This is a genomic window from Collinsella aerofaciens, assembly GCF_015546965.1.
Lineage (GTDB): Bacteria > Actinomycetota > Coriobacteriia > Coriobacteriales > Coriobacteriaceae > Collinsella > Collinsella aerofaciens_X.
In genome coordinates, this window is sequence record NZ_JADMUF010000009.1 from 76,418 (window position 1) to 97,137 (window position 20,720).

The following is a 20,720-nucleotide window of genomic DNA, read 5'->3' on the forward strand; positions in this document are numbered from 1 at the left end:
ATGGCAGGAAACATGCAGGACAACTTTGACGAGAACGGCAACCCCATCCGCTGCTCCTTCTGCGGAAAAGAGCAGGGCCAGGTTCGTCGCCTCGTAAAGGGCCCGACCAACATCTTTATCTGTGACGAGTGCGTCGCCGCCTGTTCCGAGATTCTGGAGGAGTCACTGGCTTCGGACTTTATGGACGCTGCCCGCAACGGCAAGCTGCCGGGCTTCCTCAACGACCACGGCCAGGCCGCATCCCAGCCCGCCGTGGACCCCGAGGCCGAGGGCTTTGAGCTCGAGGACGACCGCCAGGTCATCACGCACGTGCCGACGCCGCACGAGATCTATGACGAGCTTTCGGCCTATGTTATGGGTCAGGAGGACGCCAAGCGCGCCATGTCGGTGGCCGTGTACAACCACTATCGCCGCGTGATCGAGGGCGGCGCTGCGGTGTCTGCCTTTGATGACGACATGGGCTCGCAGTTCGATGACGATATGGACGAGGTAGAGCTCGCCAAGTCCAACATCCTGCTGCTCGGTCCCACCGGTACCGGTAAGACCCTGTTGGCCCAGACGCTCGCCCGCATCCTCGAGGTGCCGTTTGCCATCGCCGACGCCACTGCGCTCACCGAGGCCGGTTACGTGGGCGAGGACGTGGAGAACATCCTGCTCAAGCTTATCAATGCTGCCGATGGCGACATTGAGCGCGCTCAGGTTGGCATTATCTACGTGGACGAGATCGACAAGATTGCCCGCAAGGCCGAGAACCTCTCTATTACCCGCGACGTTTCGGGCGAGGGCGTTCAGCAGGCGCTGCTTAAGATTCTTGAGGGCACGGTGGCGAGCGTTCCGCCCACCGGCGGCCGCAAGCATCCCCAGCAGGAGCTGCTGCAGATCGATACGACTAACATCCTGTTCATCTGCGGCGGTGCCTTTGTGGGTCTGGACAAGATCATCGCCGACCGCGTGGGCAATAAGGGCGTGGGCTTTAACTCCGAGATCGCCGGCCCCACCTCGGTCGACGAGAACGACCTGCTGCGCCAGGTGCTCCCGCAGGACCTCAACGCCTTTGGCATGATCCCCGAGTTCGTGGGTCGTACGCCCGTCGTCACCCAGACGCAGGCGCTCGACGAGGACGACCTGGTGTCGATCTTGACCGAACCCAAGAATGCCGTGGTGCGTCAGTACCGCAAGATGTTCCAGCTCGAGGACGTTGAGCTTGAGTTTGAGGACGCGGCCTTGCACGAGATCGCCCGCATGGCGCTCGCCCGCAAGACCGGCGCCCGCGGCCTGCGCTCCATCTGCGAGGACGTGCTGCAACAGACGATGTTCGACCTCCCTAGCGAGGAAGGCGTCGCCAAGGTCATCGTGACCGAAGCCTCCGTAAAGGGCGAAGAACAGCCCCAACGCATCTATGGGTAAATAGAGTCCGTTCAGTTCCCGCGGCAACCACCGCGGGAACTGCCATTTAGGGACAGGTTTTTTTGGTCGGTTTTATATGGGTGAACGTCATTCTGCCTGATAAAACCCGCCAAAATAAACCTGTCCCTTTTTGGTAGGTATGCCTGTGCTATTCTGTGAGATTGTCAAGTTAGTACCTTCAGACTGAAGTAATCGATACCTAAGGGGAGGAATGTCGGCCCGATTTTCGTAGATTCCGCACGAGCCGAAGAGCACTAAATGTGCTCTTCGAGCGAGCCAGGACTTGACCGAGCGAAAATCGGGCCGACATTCCTCCCCGACGGGCAAGGGAGAGATATATGGAAGAAATGCCCAAGAACTACGATCCGTCGACTAACGAGCCGGCGATCCTGCAGAAGTGGCTTGACGGTGGCTACTATAAGCGCCGTGAGGGCGTGGGCGACTGCACCGTCACCATTCCGCCTCCCAACGTGACCGGCAAGCTCCACATGGGTCACGCCACCGATGACTCCATCCAGGACGCCATCATCCGTATGGCCCGCATGCGCGGCAAGTCCACGCGCTGGGTGCTCGGCACCGACCACGCCGGTATCGCCACGCAGACCAAGGTCGACAAGAAACTCAAGAGCGAGGGCATCAGCCGCCTGGAGATCGGTCGCGACAAGTTTGTCGACGCTTGCTGGGATTGGACCCACGAGTACGGCGGCATCATCGTCGAGCAGATCAAGCGTATGGGCTGCTCCGTCGACTTCGACAACGAGCGCTTCACCATGGACGAGGACTATGCCCAGGCCGTGCGCAAGGTCTTCTGCGACTGGTACCACGATGGCCTGATCTATCGCGGCAAGCGCATCGTCAACTGGTGCCCCAACTGCACTACCGCTATCTCGGACGACGAGGCCGAGTACAAGGACGAGAAGGGCCATCTGTGGCACCTGCGCTACCCGCTGACCGAGCCGGTCAACGGCCAGGACTACATCGTCGTCGCCACCACGCGCCCCGAGACCATGCTCGGCGACACGGGCGTCGCCGTCTCCCCGAAGGACCCCGAGAAGGCAGCCTTTGTGGGTAAGACCGTCAAGCTCCCCATCGTCGACCGCGAGATCCCCATCTTTGAGGATTGGCATGTCGACGCCAACTTTGGCTCCGGCTTCGTCAAGGTCACCCCGGCCCACGACCCCAACGACTACGCCATGGGCCAGGCCCACGACCTGCCGCAGATCAATATCTTCGACGAGCACGCGGTGGTCGTCGAGGGCTACGGCGAGTTCACCGGTATGACCCGCGAGGAGTGCCGCGAGGCCGTCATCAAGTGGTTTGAGGAGCATGACCTGCTCGATCACGTCGAGGACCACGACCACTCCGTCATGCACTGCTACCGCTGCGACGCCGCCCTGGAGCCGTGGCTGTCCGAGCAGTGGTTCGTCGCCGTCGACAAGCTCAAGGGGCCGGCGCTCGACGCCGTCAACTCCGGCAAGGTCACTTTCCACCCCGCGCGCTGGACGCAGACCTACACCACCTGGATGGAGAACCTAAAGGACTGGTGCATCAGTCGTCAGCTGTGGTGGGGCCACCGTATCCCCGTGTTCTACTGCGAGGACTGCGGCTGGGAGGACGCCCTTACCGAGGACACCGACGTGTGCCCCAAGTGCGGCGGCCATCACGTGCATCAGGACGAGAACGTGCTGGACACCTGGTTTAGCTCGCAGCTTTGGACCTTCGCCACGCAGGGCTGGCCGCAAAAGCCGGAGCTGCTCGAGGGCCATCACCCCACGACGGCGCTCGTCACCGCGCGCGACATCATCGCGCTGTGGGTCGCCCGCATGGTCATGAGCTCGCTGTACTTCCTGGACGAGGTGCCGTTTAAGGACGTCGTCATCTACCCGACGATCCTGGCCAAGGACGGCAGCCGCATGTCCAAGTCCAAGGGCAACGGCGTTGACCCCATGGACCTCATTGGCATGTACGGCGCCGACGCCATGCGCTTCAACCTGCTCACGCTGTGCACCAACAACCAGGATGTTAAGTTCGACGCGAACATCGACAAGAAGACTAAGAAGCTTATCGACAGCCCGCGTACCGACCAGGCCAAGAGCTTCGTGACCAAGATCTGGAACGCCAGCCGCTTCCTGCTTATGAACATGGAGGGCTACACGCCCGGCGAGCCCGTCGTGGAGACGCCGGCCGACGCCTGGATGTTCAGCCGCCTGGCCAAGGCCGTCAAGATGGTCACCGAGGGTATCGAGAACTACACCTTTGGCGACATGGCCCGCGGCGTGCAGCAGTTCTTCTGGAACGAGGTCTGCGACTGGTACGTCGAGGTCACCAAGGCCCGCCTGAAGGGCGAGGGCCGTCTGCAGGCGCAGCGCAACCTGATTTTTGTGCTCGACACCTCCATTCGCCTGATGCACCCGCTCATGCCGTTTGTCACCGAGGAGATCTGGGACAACATGCCGGCGAGCGTGCTCGACCTAGACGCCGAGGGCAACGTGGACCGCGCCGAGGCGCTCATGATCGCCAAGTGGCCCGAGCCCGCCGACTACGCTAAGTATGTTGACGAGGACGCTGAGCGCGCATTTGAGCTGTGCCGTACCGTCGTGTCTGCCGCCCGTGCCACGCGTTCGCGTTATCGCTTGAGCCCCAAGGTCGAGCTCGACGTGGTCGTGCGCGCCGGTGCCGAGGACATCGAGAAGCTCGAGAGCTTGCGCTCCACGATTGAGCCGCTGGCGAACACCGCTTCGCTGGTCATGGGTACCGATGTTGAGAAGCCGGCTGCGAGCATTGCCGTGGTCGATAGCGGCGTCGAGGTCTTTGTGGTGCTCGAGGGCAAGGTTGACCTTTCGGCCGAGAAGGCGCGCCTGGAGAAGGAGATCGCCGCGGCTCAGAAGGAGCTCGCCGGTTGCGAGAAGACGCTCGCCAACGAGGGCTTTGTGGCCAAGGCCGCGCCCGCGGTGGTCCAGAAGAAGAGGGACCGTGCAGCTGAGCTCAAGGAGATCCTGGCGGCGCTGACTGCTCAGGTGGCTGACTTCTCGTAAGCGTTACTGGGGGACGCGGTTTGGGGCATTGCTCGCTACTGCGGACAGTCCTGCTCGCACGAAGGCCACATTAAGTGGCCTTCGGCTCGTGCGGAACTTGTATCGAGCAAAGCCCCAAACCGCTCCCACAGCGGTTACGGGGGCGTCCGCTGCCTGGTAGGGCCACTTGGTTGTGGCCTTAATCTCGCTGCAAAGCGGTGTTTGGCTGATATTTTGAATGGGATGGGCTCGTTGTTTGTTACGGGCCTCTTTTTATGTTGAGGGGACTTTGGTTTATGCCTAAGCGTTCGGGGTCGTATTCTGTGCCGTTCTCGTTTGAGTTGCTTTCGTTTGGTGAGGCTGTGGGACTTGCTGCTGATACGGGGCGGATTTCTGGGGATGCTGGGCCTCTGCTTGAGACGGTTGTCGACATGCTCGATGAGCTGGGACGTCCGGATGAGTATTTCGATTGCATTCAGGTTGCCGGTACCAATGGCAAGACTTCGACCACGCGTTTTTCGGCTGCCATTCTTCGTGGTGAGGGGCTCAAGACCGCGCTGTATACGTCACCGCAGCTGGTGCGCTATCCCGAGCGCATGGAGGTCGACGGACGCGTCGTGAGCGATGAGGCCTTTGCCCGTGGCGTTTCGGCCGCTGTTGAGGCGGGGCATCGCGTGAATGCGCGCCGTGTGGCGGCGGGGGAGCGTGCCTATACCATCACGCCGTTTGACCTGCTGACGGCCGCTGCGCTTGTGGTGTTTGCCGAGGCTCGCGTGGATGTTGCCGTGCTCGAGGTTGGCATGGGAGGTCGCTGGGACGCCACGAGTGCGACCGATCCCGTGGCCGTCGCCATTACCGGCATTGGGCTCGACCACACACGTATTTTGGGCGATACGCTCGAGGCCATTGCGGGGGAGAAGGCTGCGGTCATCAAGCCCGGGCGCCTGGTTGTGCTGGGCGAGGGCACGCATGAGGCGAGCGTTCAGCGCGTGATGGATGCCCGTTGTCGCGAGTGCGGCGTTGTACCACTCGTGGTGAGCCATGCGACGACCAAACTTCCGGCACACGTGGGCGACACGGTTGAGTTTAGCTGCACCACGCTGCGTGCGATCTATACGTCGAGCATGGTCAAGCCAGCCTATCAGCCGCAGAATGCCGCGTGCGCGATTATGCTCTGCGAGGGCTATCTGGGTCGCGAGCTTAATCACGACGCGCTCGATGCCTCGCTTATGGGCTGTCCCACGCCGGGTCGTTTTGATGTGCTGGGTACCGATCCACTCAAGCTGATTGACGCCTGCCATAACCCCCAGAGCTGCGAGAACTTTGTGAGCGCGCTGGACGAGATCGATCCGTGCGTGGAGAATCGTCCCACGCTGCTGTGCGCTGCGCTGGCCGATAAGGACGTGGCCGGTATTGTCGATGTTCTTATTCCTGCCTTCCCGCGTGTAGTCGTTACCCAGACCGATTCCGACCGCGCTCTGCCGGCAGAGGAGCTCGCCGCGCTGGTGGATGCCGACAAGCTTGCGGGCGTGTACCCGAGCGTGCCCGAAGCCCTTGCTGCCTTCGATGCAGCCTACGAGTCCTTCGTGGCGGCCGGCACCATCACCCTGGCCGGCGAAGTAGCCGGTCTGCTGCGCTAACCTATCCCCTCATCAGTTGCGGTGAAATACGGACTGTTTTCTTGGCTAGAAGCCTTAAATAGTCCGTATCTCACCGCAACTCAAATTGGCTGCCCTTGGGTGCCCGTTTACGAAATCTTTTATGCCGCTTAACCTATAGCATATTGCAAACCTCCATCGGCGAAGGATACGCTCAACTTAACTTGCCAATCGGACCAGTGCTGTTTGGTCCGTTGAGCGTGTCGGGAGGAAACATGAACAGAAGGCATGTCAACGCGGCCATTACCGCGGGTCTGGCTCTGACGATGACGGTCGGCTCGGTGCCGCCGCAAGCATTCGCCGAGATGATGCAGGGTGATACCACCCAAGTCGTTGCCGAACAAAGCGATGCGACGGGTGCGGCTGCCGCGTCTGCGGACACCACTCAGTCAACCACGCAAGACCAGAGTGAAGATAAGATCGCCTCTTTTGCCAGCCTGAACGACCTGCATGTTGCCGTGGGCTCCGACGCCACGTTACCTCAAACCGTGGCGGCGACCTACGAGAGCGGCACCGCTAAGCAGGAAAACGTCACCTGGAAGTTGAACGGCGCTGACGCTCCGGCAACTCTGGCACAGCTGCCTGCCGGCTCGTATGAGTTCGAAGGCGCTGTTGCTGGCACCACGCAGACGGTTAAGCAACGCGTGGTCATCGAAGCTGCCGCGGCGGACCCGGCGGCAGTTGACGCAGCCAACGTTGTTGCGCCGACCAGCGAAAACGGCCACAAAGTCGTTTCGGTCGAATCTAATCCCATCATTGAAAAGTATGTCGGCTTCGATAACGGCGACTATGTGCCATCCCCTGAAGTGAAGGTAAAATATTCTGACGGCACCGAGGGCTCTGCTTTTGTGCAGTGGGATGAAAAGTCGATAGAGACGTTTGCCTCAGCAACCGAAGAGTCCGAAATCGCCATCACAGGCCAGATTCGCGGTGGGTACGCTAACGGTCAATGGTTCTCGCTCGCTGAGCCGTTCGATGTGGCCGGTGTTCTCAAAGTCTACGCTCCCCGCACAACGGGTGGCACTCAGTGGTCCACATGGACCGCAGCGGGTTTTGCGCCCACGCTGACTTCGAGCGTGTCCGTTTACTACTCCAATGGTGAGTCCCGGACGTGCCCGGTTGTGTGGAATAAAATTTCCGAGGACCAGTACCAGAATGCGGGCACGTTTATTGTTGAGGGCCATATAAAGGACTGTCCCTCCATGCTCGTGTACTGCACCGTGTATGTTCGTGCGGTCAAGAGCGTCCAGACCGAGTTGACGTGTACGACCCTAACCGGTGAGGCCCCGTCTCTGCCGTATTCTGCTTCGGTTGTCTTTGATAACGGTGCTACCGAGCAGGTCCCGGTATCTTGGGATCCTGTTGACGCGTCGCTTTACTCTAAAGTGGGAACGTTTACGGTTAAAGGCAAACTCAATGGTTTTGATAACCGTGAGGTTACCTGTACTGTCACTGTCAAGGACCCCAAGGACGTGCTCGATTTTGATTCACTAAGGTTCGAGCGCGTGGTCGGAGACAACACTCCTCTTAGCACGTATGTCTATTTTCCCGTTACTCAGTCAAATAACACCACATACACCCACGGCTATCAAGTTACCTGGGACAACGCCGATGTGTCTCAATTTCAAAAGGCCGGCACCTATACGGTCAAGGGCACGCTCACGTCGTATGATGCGTCACCTGTTAACGGCCTTAAGGTGACTGCTCAGGTCGAGGTCAGGGAAGTTGCCTCTATCGATCCTCTTGCCCCTGTCAACACCCCCGTCGGCGTACGCCCTACAACGGGCAGCGGTCTTCCCGGCGGCGTTTTAGTTACATTTACCGACGGTACAAAGAAGCAGTGCAACATTGCGTGGGATCCCATTTTGGACACACAGGTGGCAAACGAGGGGTCATTTAAGCTTTCCGGCTCGCTGACATATTGGACTAATACCTCATCTTCGTCGACTAGTCAGGTGGAGCTGGGTGACAGCAATCGAGCCACGGCGACCATTTCCGTCCGCGCCCTGCAGATGCCTTCTTCGACATCGACAAGCACGCTTATCGGATGCCAGCCCAATATGCCCGATTCAATCGAGGCCACGATGTGGAATGGTTCGCGAGGCAGTTTCCCCGTTCAGTGGTCGACGATTAGTCAGGACGCCCTAAAGAACCTTGGCCAGATTACGGTCAACGGATACTTTACCGGTTCCAGCATCCCGGTTACGGCGACGGTCAATATTTGTGATCTCGAAGATAACAACATCGGCAAGATTCCTTATATTCCCGGCGCCGGACTTCTGGCTCCGCGCTATCTGTCCGATCTGTATTTGTCTGACGGCAGCTCCTACTACCCCAGGTATTCCTCGGGACAGCCTTATAGCTGGGATGAGTTTCCTCAAGAGCTGCTGGCCGGCCAACCGGGCGAGTACGAAATTACCGGTACGATCGCCGACTCGCTGGCAAAGATCCATGCGACTGCGGTGTGCGGCGAGGTCAAGGGTGTCAACAACTACAGCGATAACGGTGTGACGCTTGGACAGTCGTACGAGGACTGGCGCGTTATCTATCCCGGTGAGGAAGTCAATCTGGACTACTTCTACGTGTCCGGCGCATTGCAGGACGGAACGACTTTTGACAGTCTCGGCGTCAACTGGGACACCTACGATAGATGCCCCCAGAAGGACTGCACGATAACTGGAACGGTCGCCGGAACGAATATCCCCGTGAAGGTCCATGTCATCGTGACTAAAAACTGGGAGGCTCAGCCGCAAACCATTACGGTGCTCAAGGGCAGCGACGGCACCGCCATGCTTCCCAGCTATGCCGAACTTGTTAGCCCCGATGCGGTTGAGCATCCGGATTATTCGCACAAATACGCCGAGGCCAAGTGGAACACGAAGGGCTTCGATTGGACCCAGGGCGGCGTGGTCCGCGGCACTGCAACAATTAGCTTTAGCACGGGGAACGGTATGCAGACGGTCGATGTTCCGATTGCCGCCACCGTTAAAATCGCGAGGAAGGCGACCTCGGTGCAGGGCGGAACCATATGGACCGTCCCCGGCACCAAGCCGATGCTGCCGGAATACCTTGAGGTTCGATACGACAACGATGTGTCATCTGAGCCCCAGCGCGAAAAGGTCACATGGGACCGCGTTGCCGAAGACGCTTATGCCAAGGACGGTTCGTTTAAGGTGAAGGGCAAGCTCCAAGGTGGTGCCGAGGCGACGATTACTGTCGACGTCTGCTCCGTCACCTCTATTGCCGTTCCTGAACGCATTACCACGGCTAATGGCGTCGTTCCCGAGCTGCCGTGGAATGTCTCGGTTGCCACGAGCGACGGTAAAACTCACAATGCCCAGGTTCAGTGGGATTACATTCGCCCCTCGGTTTATACCGGAGAGCCGGGTCAGGTCACGACAGTGTCTGGCGCGCTGTTTGCAAGCGGCCTTAACGGATACGCCGACGGCACCAAAACCGGCCTCACTGTTCAGACCAAGATCGTTATCCAAGGCGTTGAGAAGGCAATCGACAACGGCGAGATCGCGGTGACCACCAAGGCCGGCACTGCGCCTGCTATGCCGTCCAAGATGGCGGTCGAGATGAGCGACGGCTCCGTTTCGACGGCGGCTATTGATTGGGATCCGATCGCGCCCGAGAAGTACGAGCAGCCTGGTACGTTCTATGCGACGGGCCACGTGGTCGGCTTTGATACCGCTGCCGTTATGGCGCTGCTGGACGACGACGGCCAAAAGGTCGGCGTTGATGAGAACGGCAACGTGACCGCTAAGGTGACGGTTGCCGACAAGAAGGCGAAGAAGGTTGCGTTGCAGCCCGAGGCCGTTGTGGTCAACACCACGGTCGGATCGATGCTGGAGCTGCCAGATGCCGTGTCCGTATATTTCTCGGATGGCTCAGCGCGAGATATTCGGAGCAGTTTAGGCGGCATCGAGATCGAAAAGTGGACCGACATCGACGGCATCGACCTCTCCAAGCCGCTCGCCAAGAAGGGTACGTATAAACTCGTCGGTAAGCTCAAGGATGTCGACAACGTTAACGCCATCGCGTACGTCAACGTCTCCGAGGCGCCGCGAACCATCACCAAGCTCGAGGCCAAGTCGTTTAGCGTTGCCAGTGGTACGTCCAAGCAGGAACTGTACGCCCAGATGCCCAAGCAGGTTGTGGCGACCTATTCCGATGGCTCGACCGATCTGCTCGACATTGACGTGTGGGATCTTTCTAGCGTCACGGACGACCTGCTCAACGGAACCGGCACCGTGAAGATCACGGGCACGGTTAAGCTCAACGGCGCCAAGGTGACCTGCAACGTGACCGTAGTTGATCAGAAGGCCCAGACGCCCGACTACGTCGAGCCGATCGATGTTATTGAGATTGCGGACAATGCCAAGGTCAGCGACCTTATGGATAAACTGCCGTCCAAGGTGACGGTTGTCATGAAGGACGGCAAGACCAAGAAAGAGACGCCCGTTAAGTGGTCTCAGGTCGACAGCCTGGGCCGCGCCGGCAACGAGTTTGAGGTCACGGGCCTAACGGACAACGGCATGACCGTAAAGGCTCAGGTTAAGGTGACGGCGCATATCGTGGATTTTGATACCGTTGACGAGATTGAGGTCGAGCGCGATACCAAGGCGGATGAGGCTAAGGCCAAGCTGCCCACCACGGTCACGGCGATTTACTCTGACGGTACCGATTCCGAAGCCGACGTAACGTGGGATACCAAGGGCCTCTCCGACAAGGACTTTGCCAAGGAAGGTAAAGTTACGGTTATGGGCACTGTTGCCGGCACGGATCAGAAGGCGGAGTGCACCATCAAGGTCGTCAAGCCATTGCGCGAGATTCCTGATCACCTGGCCGGCACGGTTGACGCTGTGACGCTCGACGACGGGGCGAAGCCCGATGCCGTTGTGGCCGCACTGTCCAAGACCGTGAAGGTTGCCATGAAGGACGGCTCCGAGGTCGATTCAGAGATCAATTGGACTGCTCCCAAGGAGACCCTCACCATTAAGAAGGACGGCACGAGCGTCGTCCTTACGGGCAAGACCAAGGTTGGCAATTTTGAAGTCAAAGCTACCGTCAACCTGGCGGCGGTCGTTGAGAGCGTCGCTGACGTTAAGCTGTCGGTTGCACGCAACACGGCGGCAGATGACATTACACTGCCGGCGCAGGTGACGCTCCGCATGTCCGATGGTTCGACGAAGACAGCGAACGTCACGTGGGATAAGGCCCCGCTCACGGCTACTGCCTTGGGCGAACTGGGCGACATTACGCTTGAGGGCACGGTCGAGGGTGCTTCGGTCAAGGCTAAATGCACCGTCACGGTCGTGAAGAGCGATGCCGAGATTCCGGCGTCCGTTGAGCCTGTTGCGGGCGTTAGCGTTCCCGAGGGCGCATCGGTCGATGTCGTGCGTGATGCGCTCAAGGGTGTCAAGGCGACGGTCCTTATGAAGGACGGCAAGACGACAGCGGAGTCCGAGATCACATGGACTGAGGTTCCCGCCGCGGCTGCTACGTACGGCAACACCGTCGTCGCCAAGGGCGTGACGGTGAACGGCAACCTGCCTGTCGAAGTCGTTGTTACCTCCACGACGACAATCAACAAGGTTGCCGAGGTGCCGCAGATTACGGTTGAGCGCGATGCCAAGGCCGACACCGTGACGGGGCAGCTGCCCAAGAAGGTTGCCGTGACGTACTCCGATGGCCACACAGATGAGGCCGTGGTCACATGGAATACGGATGGCCTGGACAAGCAGCTTCCCTCTGTTGGCGAGTACACGATCGAGGGCTCCGTTGAGGGCGCGACGCTCAAAGCGACCTGCAAGCTGGTCGTCGAGACGCCGGCAAGCGAGATTCCCGTGAGGCCTGCGACGTTCGCTCCCGTTGAGGTGTTCGAGGCAAGCTCTGCCGCCGATGTGCTGAAGGCGCTGCCCAAGAAGGTCTCCGTGATGATGAAGGATGGTAGCCAGGAGGACTACAACGTCGATTGGGAGAATGTTCCCGCGCTGGATTGGGGTGCCGATGATGTGACCGTGGGCGGTAAGGTTCGCGGTACGGATCTGACGGTCAGCTGCAGGGTACGCGTTAAGCCGCGCCCGGCGGCCAAGGGCCTCGTTATCGTTGACCAAAACGGCAAGGCCACGACTGCCGAAACCGTGCTCAAGGTAGAGCGCGGCAAGGAAATTGACCTTGCTGCCGCGGCGAGCAATGCGGCCGATGGCGCGCTGCTGCGTGGTGCCGTGACGTGGACCTCGTCCGACCCGACAATCGCCACGGTCGAGAACGGTAAGGTCAAGGCCCTCAAGAACGGAACCGTCGTCATTACCGTGACGATGCCCGTTGACGGTGACGCCACGGCGATTGCGACGCTTGCCGAGGATGGCGCTACGGAGACGCCGGTGCCTCAACAGCTCACCGCTTCGGTTACCGTTGAGGTTGTTGAGCCTGCTGTCGTGCAGAAGCCAACGAACGGCAAGGATAACGGTACCAAGCCCGATGCCAAGGATTCTTCGGGCAAGAAGGATGGCAAGAAGGCCGCTAAGGGAAGCCTGGCCGAGACGGGCGACAATACTGCCGTGACCGTCGCGGCGCTTGGCGGAACCGGCCTGCTGGCGCTGATTGCCGCGGCGATCGAAAAACTGCGCCATCGCGCGGAGTAGCGTCGAGAGCGTAGTGCTTTAGGTCACAAGAAGGCCTCCCGGTTCTCGTTGGGGAATCGGGAGGCCTTTCGTTTTGCCATCAGGGCAGCTAATTTGGGACGGGGCTTTTTGACTACCCTGGTCCCCTTGGCAGTTGCGGTGAAATAGGGACTATTTTATGGGCTAGAAGCCTTAAGCAGTCCGTATTTCACCGCAACTTAGTTTGGGGACTTGGGGATGAGGTTAGCCTAAGCGGACCGGATCGTGGGGGTAGGCGTTGAGGATCTCGACGCCGGACTCGGTCACCAGGGCAAGGTCCTCGATGCGGACGCCGGTGCGGCCGGGGAGGTAGATGCCCGGCTCAATGGAGAACGTCATGCCCGGCTCGACAACCTGCTCGTTGACGAGCGAGACGTCGCCCGGCTCGTGGTCCTGCAGACCGATCGAGTGTCCCAGGCGGTGCGTAAAGTACTGTCCATAGCCTGCATCCTCAATCACGTCGCGCGCGGCGCGGTCCAGGTCGCACATGCGCACGCCCGGTGCGATGAGCGCCTCGGCGGCCTCGTTGGCGCGGCGCACGATGTCGTAGATGCGTGCCGTCTCCTCGTCCGGCTCGCCCCAAAAGAACGTGCGCGTCATGTCCGAGCAGTAGTTGCGATGACGTCCGCCAATGTCGAACAGCACCACGTCGCCGCGCTTGAGTACGGTGACGTCGGGCTCGTGGTGCGGGTCGCCGGCGTTGGCGCCAAAGCTCACGATGGGCGGAAAGCTAAAGCCCTCGCAGCCGTGCTTGCGATACAGGCCGAGCATCTGGTCGGCAATTTCGCGCTCCGTCACGCCCTCGTGGACGAGCTTGATGGCGTCGGCCATCACGGTGTCGTTGGCGGCCGAGGACATGCGCATGAGCTCCTGCTCGGCGGCGTCCTTGTGGGCGCGTGCGGCGGTGACGGCAAAGTCGCCCAGGAAGAACTCGCTCGCGGCGTGACGATCCATGAGCGGCATCAAAAAGCCGGAACGCATGACGGTGTCGATGCCGAGCGGTTTGGTCGGATCGACCTCGCGAGCGATGGCGTCGGACACGACGTCGGTGTCGGTGTGGTAGGCGACGCGGGCATTGTCATACTCGGGCAGCTGATGCAGCGCGTTGACCAAGATCACGGGCTCGTTACCGCGTGTGAGCAGCACGCCGCAAAAACGCTCGAACATATCGGCATAAAAGCCGGTCAGATAGTAGATCGACCACGGGTCGTTTACGAGCAACTGCGCGCCGGGGTGCTGAGCCTCGAGCGCATCGAGCACGCGCGCCACGCGCTGGTCATCGACATGTGCCATGAAACATCCTTTCGCTAGGGTGCCACCATGGTATCCCCAATGCCGGTGTAGTCAATTTGGGACGGGGCTATTTTAGCTGCGTCAAACATGCGGAATGATTTTTCTGGGACGGGGATTAAACAATCATTGGGTGGCGAATGATTATTAAATCCCCGTCCCAGAAAAAACATTTGAGCGAACGTTCGGACAAAAGTAGCCATAAGAGGCCAGTCCCAAATGGGCTGGTTTCAAAACTATGGCGGATTACGGGGCTGGACCTGTATTACATGACCATGGGAAAAATTGCGAATTTAAAACTGCAGGTAGACGGCTTATCAAAAATCGAAAATTGCCGGTATGGATGGGGGTCTCCGAATCGGCCCCGTAATCCGGCATAGTTTTGAAATGGCACTAAAGTGGGCACAGGCTAAATACCGATTCCAAGGGTAGTTGCGGTGGAATAGTTCCTGGATGCCGGGGTAATGGCCTAAAACAGGAACTATTCCACCGCAACTGTAGGGGGATGAAGCCCCGTCCTAAATGAACCATCTAGGCTGGGTCGATGTCCATGCTGGCGATGAGGTCGATGCCCGTGTTGAGGAGGTCTTCTAGAACGACGTCGCCCATGCGGATGGGGGCGTCGACGACCAAGCCGCGGATGAGGTCCATGGCCTGGGCGTGGAGCGCCAGCGGGATGGCTGCGGCCGTGCGCACGGGTAGCAGCACCTCGTCGCCGCCGGATACGGCCACGGTGGTGGTGAGCATGCGCATGGGGCAGGTGAGCTCCTGATGCGCGAATTTATCGCCGCGTGGGCAGCTGTTGCCGGTTACGGAGCGCACCTCTATCACGGCGCCGTCTGCGCTGCGCTCTACCTTCACGGTCAGGAGGCACTCGGATGGGCAGGTGGTGCAGTTGAACTGCAGCGTCTCGATCGTGTTTGTGCTCATGGCCTTACGCCTCCTCAACGGGATCGACGGACAGGACAATCTCGCTAACACCCAGGTCGAGTGCGCGCTGAATCGCCTTTGCCGGCAGCGGAAAGCTCTCCATTACGCTCGGTTTAAACGGGCGGACCTTGCCTGCAAACAGTTCCTCGTCGCCTGCCAGAATGCGCACGCGGGCGGCGTCGACCGGTCGGCGCACACGGAAGTTAAGTTTGGTGGGTGTCACAGCCGTAATGCGTCCCGGCAGTGCGTAGCCTGCAATGCCGGCGGGGGAGACCGTTAGCTGGCAACTCGCGCCCGCATCGGCCCCAGCACCACAGCCCAGCGCGTACGCCGCCGCAGCCGCACCGGCGCGCTCGGATTCGGTCGTCACGTTGTCTGCCAGGTCGTGCACGTGTAGCACGTTTCCGCAGGCAAAGATGCCGGGCACGCCCGTTTGCAGGCTCTGGTCCACCACGGCGCCGCGCGTGCGCGGGTCAAGTTCAACGCCCGCGCCCACCGAAAGCTCGTTCTCGGGAATCAGACCCACCGAAAGCAGCAGCGTGTCGCACGGAACAACGCGCTCGGTCCCCGGAATGGGTGCCAGGTGCTCGTCGACCTTACTCACCTCGACGGCCTCCACGCGATCGTGTCCGATCACGCGCGTGACGGTGGTGGACAGGTGCAGCGGAATGCCAAAGTCGTCCAGGCAGTTCTTTACGTTGCGGCGCAGACCGTTGGCGTATGGCATGAGCTCGTACACGCCCTCGACCGAAATCCCCTCGAGCGTGCAGCGGCGCGCCATGATAAGCCCGATGTCGCCCGAGCCCAAAATGACGGTGCGCGAGCCGGGCTTGAGGTTTTCGATATTGATATATCGCTGCGCCAGGCCCGCCGTAAACACGCCGGCGGGACGGCTGCCGGGGATCTTGATCTCGCTGCGCGTGCGCTCGCGGCATCCCATAGCAAGGACGACCGCACGCCCGGTGAGCTGCAGCATGCCGGTACGGCTCATGAGCGTGACGGTATGGACTGAGGCATCTCCTGTACCTTCGTCCGTGTCCGGGTCGCCCACACGCGCGCCCTCGCTCGAATCAATCCCAAGCACCATGCTGCCCAAGAACAGCTCAATGTCGGTCGTGCGCACCTGGTCGAAAAAGCGCTGCGCGTACTCGGGACCGGTGAGCTCCTGCTTAAAGTGCGAAAGGCCAAAACCGGGGTGGATGCATTGGCGCAGGATACCGCCCAGATGCTGCTCGCGCTCCACGATGGCTACGCGCGCGCCGGCCTTATGTGCGGCAAGCGCAGCCGCCATGCCAGCAGGTCCACCGCCGATGACGACCACGTCGAAGGCCTGCGTTGACACCGACGCTACAGCTCCGGCTTCCGCGCGTCCGTCGCGCATATCAAACGTCGCCATCTTAGCGCACCCCCCCCTTTAGCGGTCCCTCGACCAACCACGATCCGGCATCCTCCAACAACACCTTGCTAGGGTCGCAGCCCAGTTCGCGCGCCAGGATCGTTACCACTCGGCTCTGGCAAAAGCCGCTCTGGCACCGACCCATGCCGGCACGACAGCGGCGCTTGACGCCCTCGACCGAAACCGCGCCCGGGCGGCGTCGGATCGCGGCCACGATCTCGGCCTCGGGCACCGTCTCGCAGCGGCAGACAATCTGCCCCCACGCGGGGTCGGACTCAATGAGCTCTTCCTTGCGCACAAGCGGGGCGCGGTCAAAGTCATCCGGCGCGCGGCGTATCGGGTCCCAATCGTCCCGTTTGCGCAGGACCACGCCGGCATCGCGCAGTACCTGCTCCATGCGCTCGGCAATGGCCGGCGCGCTCGCCACGCCCGGCGACTGAATGCCCGCCGCCTGGAACAGGCCCGGCACCACGGCTGACTGCCCAATAAAGAAGTCGTTTGTTCCCTTAATGACCGGGCGTCCGCCGGCAAACGCGCGCACCACGCGGCGCGTGCCCAGGTCGGGCACCAGCTTGCGCGCGCCGGTCAGCAGTGCGTCGACATCGGTCGCGTAGGTCTGAGTATCGCCCGGCTCGCGTACAGCGGCGGTCGCGGTGATTACGGTGTTGCCGTGCACGGTGCCCGTGACGATAACGCCCTTGGAAACCGGCGTGGGAACAGGGTAGAGCGGCATGAGCGCACGCGGCTCCTTGTCCAGCACCACAATATTGCCCTGGCGCCAGACCATCTGGAACTCCTCGGCGCCGGCCATGTGCGAGATGTCCGCGGCTCCGTTGCCTGCGGCGTTGATCAGGTAACGGCAGCGCACATCGCCGGCGGGCGTCACCAGCGTAAAGCGCGCGGCTCCGTCATCCGAGCCGGCAACTTCAATGGCCTCCACCGGTGCGGAGCGCATAAACGTCACGCCGTTGGCGACCGCGTTCTCCAGCGCGGCGATGGCGACCTCAAACGGGTCGACGTAACCGGTCGAAGGGCACCACAACGCGCACGTCGCCTTAGCACTCGCACGTGGCTCCAGCTCATGGATGCGATCGGGGCCTATAATCGACAGTGCGGGCACGCCGTTGGCAAGGCCATTCTGGCGCAGCTTCTCCAGGTGCGCTCGGTCTTCGTCGTTGAAGCCCAGCACCATCGACCCGGTGCGGCGGAACAAAAATCCCAGCTCCTGGGCCCAGGTGCCATACAGCTCGCAACCGCGGGCGTTGACCTGCGCCTTTACGGTGCCCGGCGCCGGATCGTAGCCTGCGTGCACCAGGCCGCCGTTGGCCTTCGACGCGCCCATGGCGATGTCGTTCGCCGCCTCGATCGCGCATATGGACAGGTCATAGCGCGCGAGCTGCCGCGCGATGGCGCACCCGGTAATGCCCGCGCCCACAATTGCGATATCAAACGTTTCTGCCACGGTGCCTCCAAGACAAGTTGACAGGCTGTCAATAAGACTATCCTACGGTCTACACACCACCAGCGCAGCGGCAATGCGGCGAACAGCCCCACAGCACCCGCCAACGGCAGGCGAGGGGAGACTTAGTAACGTGAACGACCTCGTCTGCCGGCTCTAACGTTGTGGTTTTGTTTCGATTTGTAACAACAAAGGGAAGGTTTGGGTCCCAGATGTTACAGATTGAGACGTTAGTCTGACGGCGCAACCGTTTGTCTCGATCTGTAACACCTAGACCCGGATTCCGCTCCCACCTGTTACAGATTGAGATGTTTGTGTCCGCGCCAGCCCCGCCCCTAGCCGTGGTCCCATATAAACAAACCCCGTGGTAAACTTGACCGGACTGTTAATATTCCGAAAGGTACCCGTAATGTCCAAGTACATCTCCGAGCTCATGTCGCCGCAGCTTATGGGCGTCGTCTATGCCTTTGTTGGCTTTATCATCGCCCTGTATGTGCTGTCGGTCGTCTATGTGTTCATCGACGCTCGCCGCCGCGGTGCCAGCGCCTACGTGGCATGGGGCATCATCGCCCTCATCCCGTTTGTAGGCCTCATCGCCTACCTGGTCCTGCGCCCGCACTCCTACGCGTCCGACCGCGAGGAGCAGGAGCTGGACATGGCCCTGCGCGAGCGCCAGCTTGCCCAGTACGGCACCTGCCCGCAGTGCGGTGCGCCCATCGAGAAGGACTTCGTCGTCTGCCCGGTGTGCGACACCCAGGTTCGCAACGTCTGTCCCAGCTGCCATCGCCCGCTCGATGCGCACTGGAAGGTCTGCCCCTACTGCCGAACTCGCATCCAGTAACGCATCCATCGCCGGGCCGGCCACAAGCCACGGGCACCGTGCGCCCCGCGCAAGCCACCCGCCCTCACACGATGAAGCATGCGTAGAAAATCGCCCGCCGTGCCATTAAGGTGCGGCGGGCGCTTGTATACCAAGGCAACCTGCCTATAATGATGCAAGTCAAAAACGCCGAGCGCATCGCACGCACTTGCATCAGGCATCCGAGAGGAGAAAACATACCCATGAAGGTACTCTACAATGACGGTTCGGTGGCCGAGCTCCCGCAGGACGAGGTCACGCACGTCATCCGCCACTCTGCTGCGCACATCATGGCGCAGGCCATCAAGCGCCTGTACCCCCAGGCCGACTTTGCCTACGGCCCCGCGACCGACAACGGCTTCTACTACGACGTCGACCTGCCCGAGGGCGTCAAGATCAGCGAGGACGACTTCCCCGCGATCGAGGCCGAGATGAAAAAGATCGTCAAGGAGAACCTCAAGTTCACCGTGTTCGAGAAGCCCCGCGCCGAGGCCATCGCCCTTATGGAGGAGCGCGGCGAGAAGTACAAGGTCGAGCACATCGGCGACCTGGATGACGACGCCCGCATCACCTTCTACCAGCAGGGCGACTACATCGACATGTGCGTCGGCCCCCACATCTGCTACACCAAGGCGCTGAAGGCCTTTAAGCTCACCGGCGTCTCGGGCGCCTACTGGAAGGGCGACAAGGACAACAAGATGCTCACCCGCATCAACGGCGTCGCCTTTGCCACCAAGGAAGAGCTCGACGAGCACATGCACATGCTGGAGGAGGCCAAGAAGCGCGACCACCGCAAGATCGGCCGCGAGATGGACCTCTTTATGATGCGCGACGAGGCCCCCGGCTTCCCGTTCTTCCTGCCCAACGGCATGATCCTTAAGAACACGCTGCTGGACTACTGGCGCGAGATCCACCACAAGGCCGGCTACGTGGAGATCTCCACGCCGCTCATCATGAACAAGCAGCTGTGGAAGACCTCGGGCCACTGGGACCACTACAAGGACAACATGTACTCCACCGTCATCGACGACGAAGAGTACTGCATTAAGCCCATGAACTGCCCTGGCGGCGTGCTGGTGTACGCCTCCAAGCCGCACTCCTATCGCGAGCTGCCCATCCGCGCCGGCGAGATTGGCCTGGTGCATCGCCACGAGCTGCGTGGCGCCCTGCACGGCCTGTTTCGCGTGCGCTGCTTTAACCAGGATGACGCCCACCTGTTTGTGCGTCCCGACCAGCTGACCGACGAGATCGTGGGCGTGGTCAACCTCATCGACTCCGTGTACCAGAAGTTTGGCTTTAAGTACCACGTTGAGCTTTCCACCCGCCCCGAGGACTCCATGGGTTCCGACGAGGACTGGGCGCGCGCCGAGGAGGGCCTGCGCACCGCTCTGGAGAAGCTGGGCATGGACTACGAGGTCAACGAGGGCGACGGCGCCTTCTACGGCCCCAAGATCGACTTCCATCTGGAGGACTCGCTCGGCCGTACCTGGCAGTGCGGTACCGTGCAGCTCGACTTCCAGATGCCGCTCAACTTTGATCTGGAGTACGTGGACGCCGACGGCACCAAGAAGCGCCCCATCATGCTGCACCGCGTATGCTTTGGCTCCATCGAGCGCTTCATCGGTATTCTGATTGAGCACTTTGCGGGCAAGTTCCCCACCTGGCTGGCTCCTGTGCAGGTCAAGGCGCTTCCCGTCTCTGAGAAGAGCCGCGACTACGCCCACGAGGTGTGCGCCAAGCTGGAGGAGGCCGGCATTCGCGTGGTCTGCGACGACCGCGACGAAAAGATCGGCTACAAGATCCGCGAGGCCCGCAGTATCGACCGCGTGCCCTACATGCTCATCCTGGGCGAGAAGGAGGTCGAGGCCGGCAACATTTCCGTCCGTGATCGCTCCAACGAGACCGTTCAGATGAGCGTCGACGAGTTTGTTGCCAAGGTGCTCGAGGAGATTAAGACTCGCGCCTAAGGCAAACTTCACAACAATTAACAAAGGCGACCGTCCACAAAGGGCGGTCGCCTTTTTCTTACCAAAATA

The 20,720-nt window shown here is 60.7% G+C and carries 10 protein-coding genes; 6 read left to right on the plus strand and 4 right to left on the minus strand.

The genetic code is table 11. The features are described from left to right. The 4 genes from clpX (at position 1) to I1M21_RS07405 (ending at position 12,732) form a co-directional block, all read left to right on the plus strand. Positions 1–1,407, plus strand: a complete 1,407-nt coding sequence (clpX, locus tag I1M21_RS07390) for an ATP-dependent Clp protease ATP-binding subunit ClpX (RefSeq protein ID WP_195193062.1) — start codon at positions 1–3, stop codon at positions 1,405–1,407. A gap of 338 nt (positions 1,408–1,745) precedes the next feature. Beyond that, positions 1,746–4,442 carry a valine--tRNA ligase gene (locus I1M21_RS07395; protein WP_195193063.1) on the plus strand — a complete coding sequence of 899 codons (2,697 nt, stop codon included), beginning with the start codon at positions 1,746–1,748 and terminating at the stop codon, positions 4,440–4,442. 275 nt (positions 4,443–4,717) lie between these two features. Then, positions 4,718–6,061 carry a bifunctional folylpolyglutamate synthase/dihydrofolate synthase gene (locus I1M21_RS07400; protein ID WP_195193064.1) on the plus strand — a complete coding sequence of 448 codons (1,344 nt, stop codon included), beginning with the start codon at positions 4,718–4,720 and terminating at the stop codon, positions 6,059–6,061. Between the two features lie 233 nt (positions 6,062–6,294). Beyond that, entirely contained in the window at positions 6,295–12,732 is a 6,438-nt protein-coding gene (locus tag I1M21_RS07405; RefSeq protein ID WP_195193065.1) for an Ig-like domain-containing protein, read from the plus strand. A 222-nt stretch (positions 12,733–12,954) separates the two neighbouring features. Here I1M21_RS07405 and I1M21_RS07410 read toward each other — a convergent pair whose 3' ends face one another. The 4 genes from I1M21_RS07410 to I1M21_RS07425 form a co-directional block, all read right to left on the minus strand. Then, positions 12,955–14,043 (minus strand): M24 family metallopeptidase, encoded by a 1,089-nt coding sequence (locus I1M21_RS07410; RefSeq protein WP_195193066.1) that lies wholly within the window; start codon positions 14,041–14,043, stop codon positions 12,955–12,957. Positions 14,044–14,571: 528 nt separating this feature from the next. After that, positions 14,572–14,970 (minus strand): DUF1667 domain-containing protein, encoded by a 399-nt coding sequence (locus tag I1M21_RS07415; RefSeq protein WP_195193067.1) that lies wholly within the window; start codon positions 14,968–14,970, stop codon positions 14,572–14,574. Positions 14,971–14,974: 4 nt separating this feature from the next. Further along, the gene (locus I1M21_RS07420; protein WP_229025678.1) at positions 14,975–16,366 is read right to left on the minus strand and encodes an NAD(P)/FAD-dependent oxidoreductase; all 1,392 of its coding nucleotides are present in this window, start codon (positions 16,364–16,366) and stop codon (positions 14,975–14,977) included. A gap of 1 nt (position 16,367) precedes the next feature. Continuing rightward, on the minus strand, positions 16,368–17,828 hold the full coding sequence (locus tag I1M21_RS07425; RefSeq protein WP_195193068.1) for an NAD(P)/FAD-dependent oxidoreductase: 1,461 nt from the start codon (positions 17,826–17,828) through the stop codon (positions 16,368–16,370). A gap of 406 nt (positions 17,829–18,234) precedes the next feature. On the opposite strand from I1M21_RS07425, the gene I1M21_RS07430 reads away from it, so the two are divergent. Then, the gene (locus I1M21_RS07430; RefSeq protein ID WP_055251579.1) at positions 18,235–18,666 is read left to right on the plus strand and encodes a double zinc ribbon domain-containing protein; all 432 of its coding nucleotides are present in this window, start codon (positions 18,235–18,237) and stop codon (positions 18,664–18,666) included. Positions 18,667–18,887: 221 nt separating this feature from the next. After that, the gene (gene thrS / locus I1M21_RS07435) at positions 18,888–20,651 is read left to right on the plus strand and encodes a threonine--tRNA ligase (protein WP_195193069.1); all 1,764 of its coding nucleotides are present in this window, start codon (positions 18,888–18,890) and stop codon (positions 20,649–20,651) included. The last annotated feature ends 69 nt before the right edge of the window (positions 20,652–20,720 follow it).

Coding starts and splice junctions, on each gene's coding strand:
- I1M21_RS07415 (WP_195193067.1), bottom strand. CDS start 14,970: ATGAGCACAAACACGATCGAGACGCTGCAGTTCAACTGCACCACCTGC.
- I1M21_RS07405 (WP_195193065.1), top strand. CDS start 6,295: ATGAACAGAAGGCATGTCAACGCGGCCATTACCGCGGGTCTGGCTCTG.
- I1M21_RS07420 (WP_229025678.1), bottom strand. CDS start 16,366: ATGGCGACGTTTGATATGCGCGACGGACGCGCGGAAGCCGGAGCTGTA.
- thrS (WP_195193069.1), top strand. CDS start 18,888: ATGAAGGTACTCTACAATGACGGTTCGGTGGCCGAGCTCCCGCAGGAC.
- clpX (WP_195193062.1), top strand. CDS start 1: ATGGCAGGAAACATGCAGGACAACTTTGACGAGAACGGCAACCCCATC.
- I1M21_RS07400 (WP_195193064.1), top strand. CDS start 4,718: ATGCCTAAGCGTTCGGGGTCGTATTCTGTGCCGTTCTCGTTTGAGTTG.
- I1M21_RS07395 (WP_195193063.1), top strand. CDS start 1,746: ATGGAAGAAATGCCCAAGAACTACGATCCGTCGACTAACGAGCCGGCG.
- I1M21_RS07410 (WP_195193066.1), bottom strand. CDS start 14,043: ATGGCACATGTCGATGACCAGCGCGTGGCGCGCGTGCTCGATGCGCTC.
- I1M21_RS07430 (WP_055251579.1), top strand. CDS start 18,235: ATGTCCAAGTACATCTCCGAGCTCATGTCGCCGCAGCTTATGGGCGTC.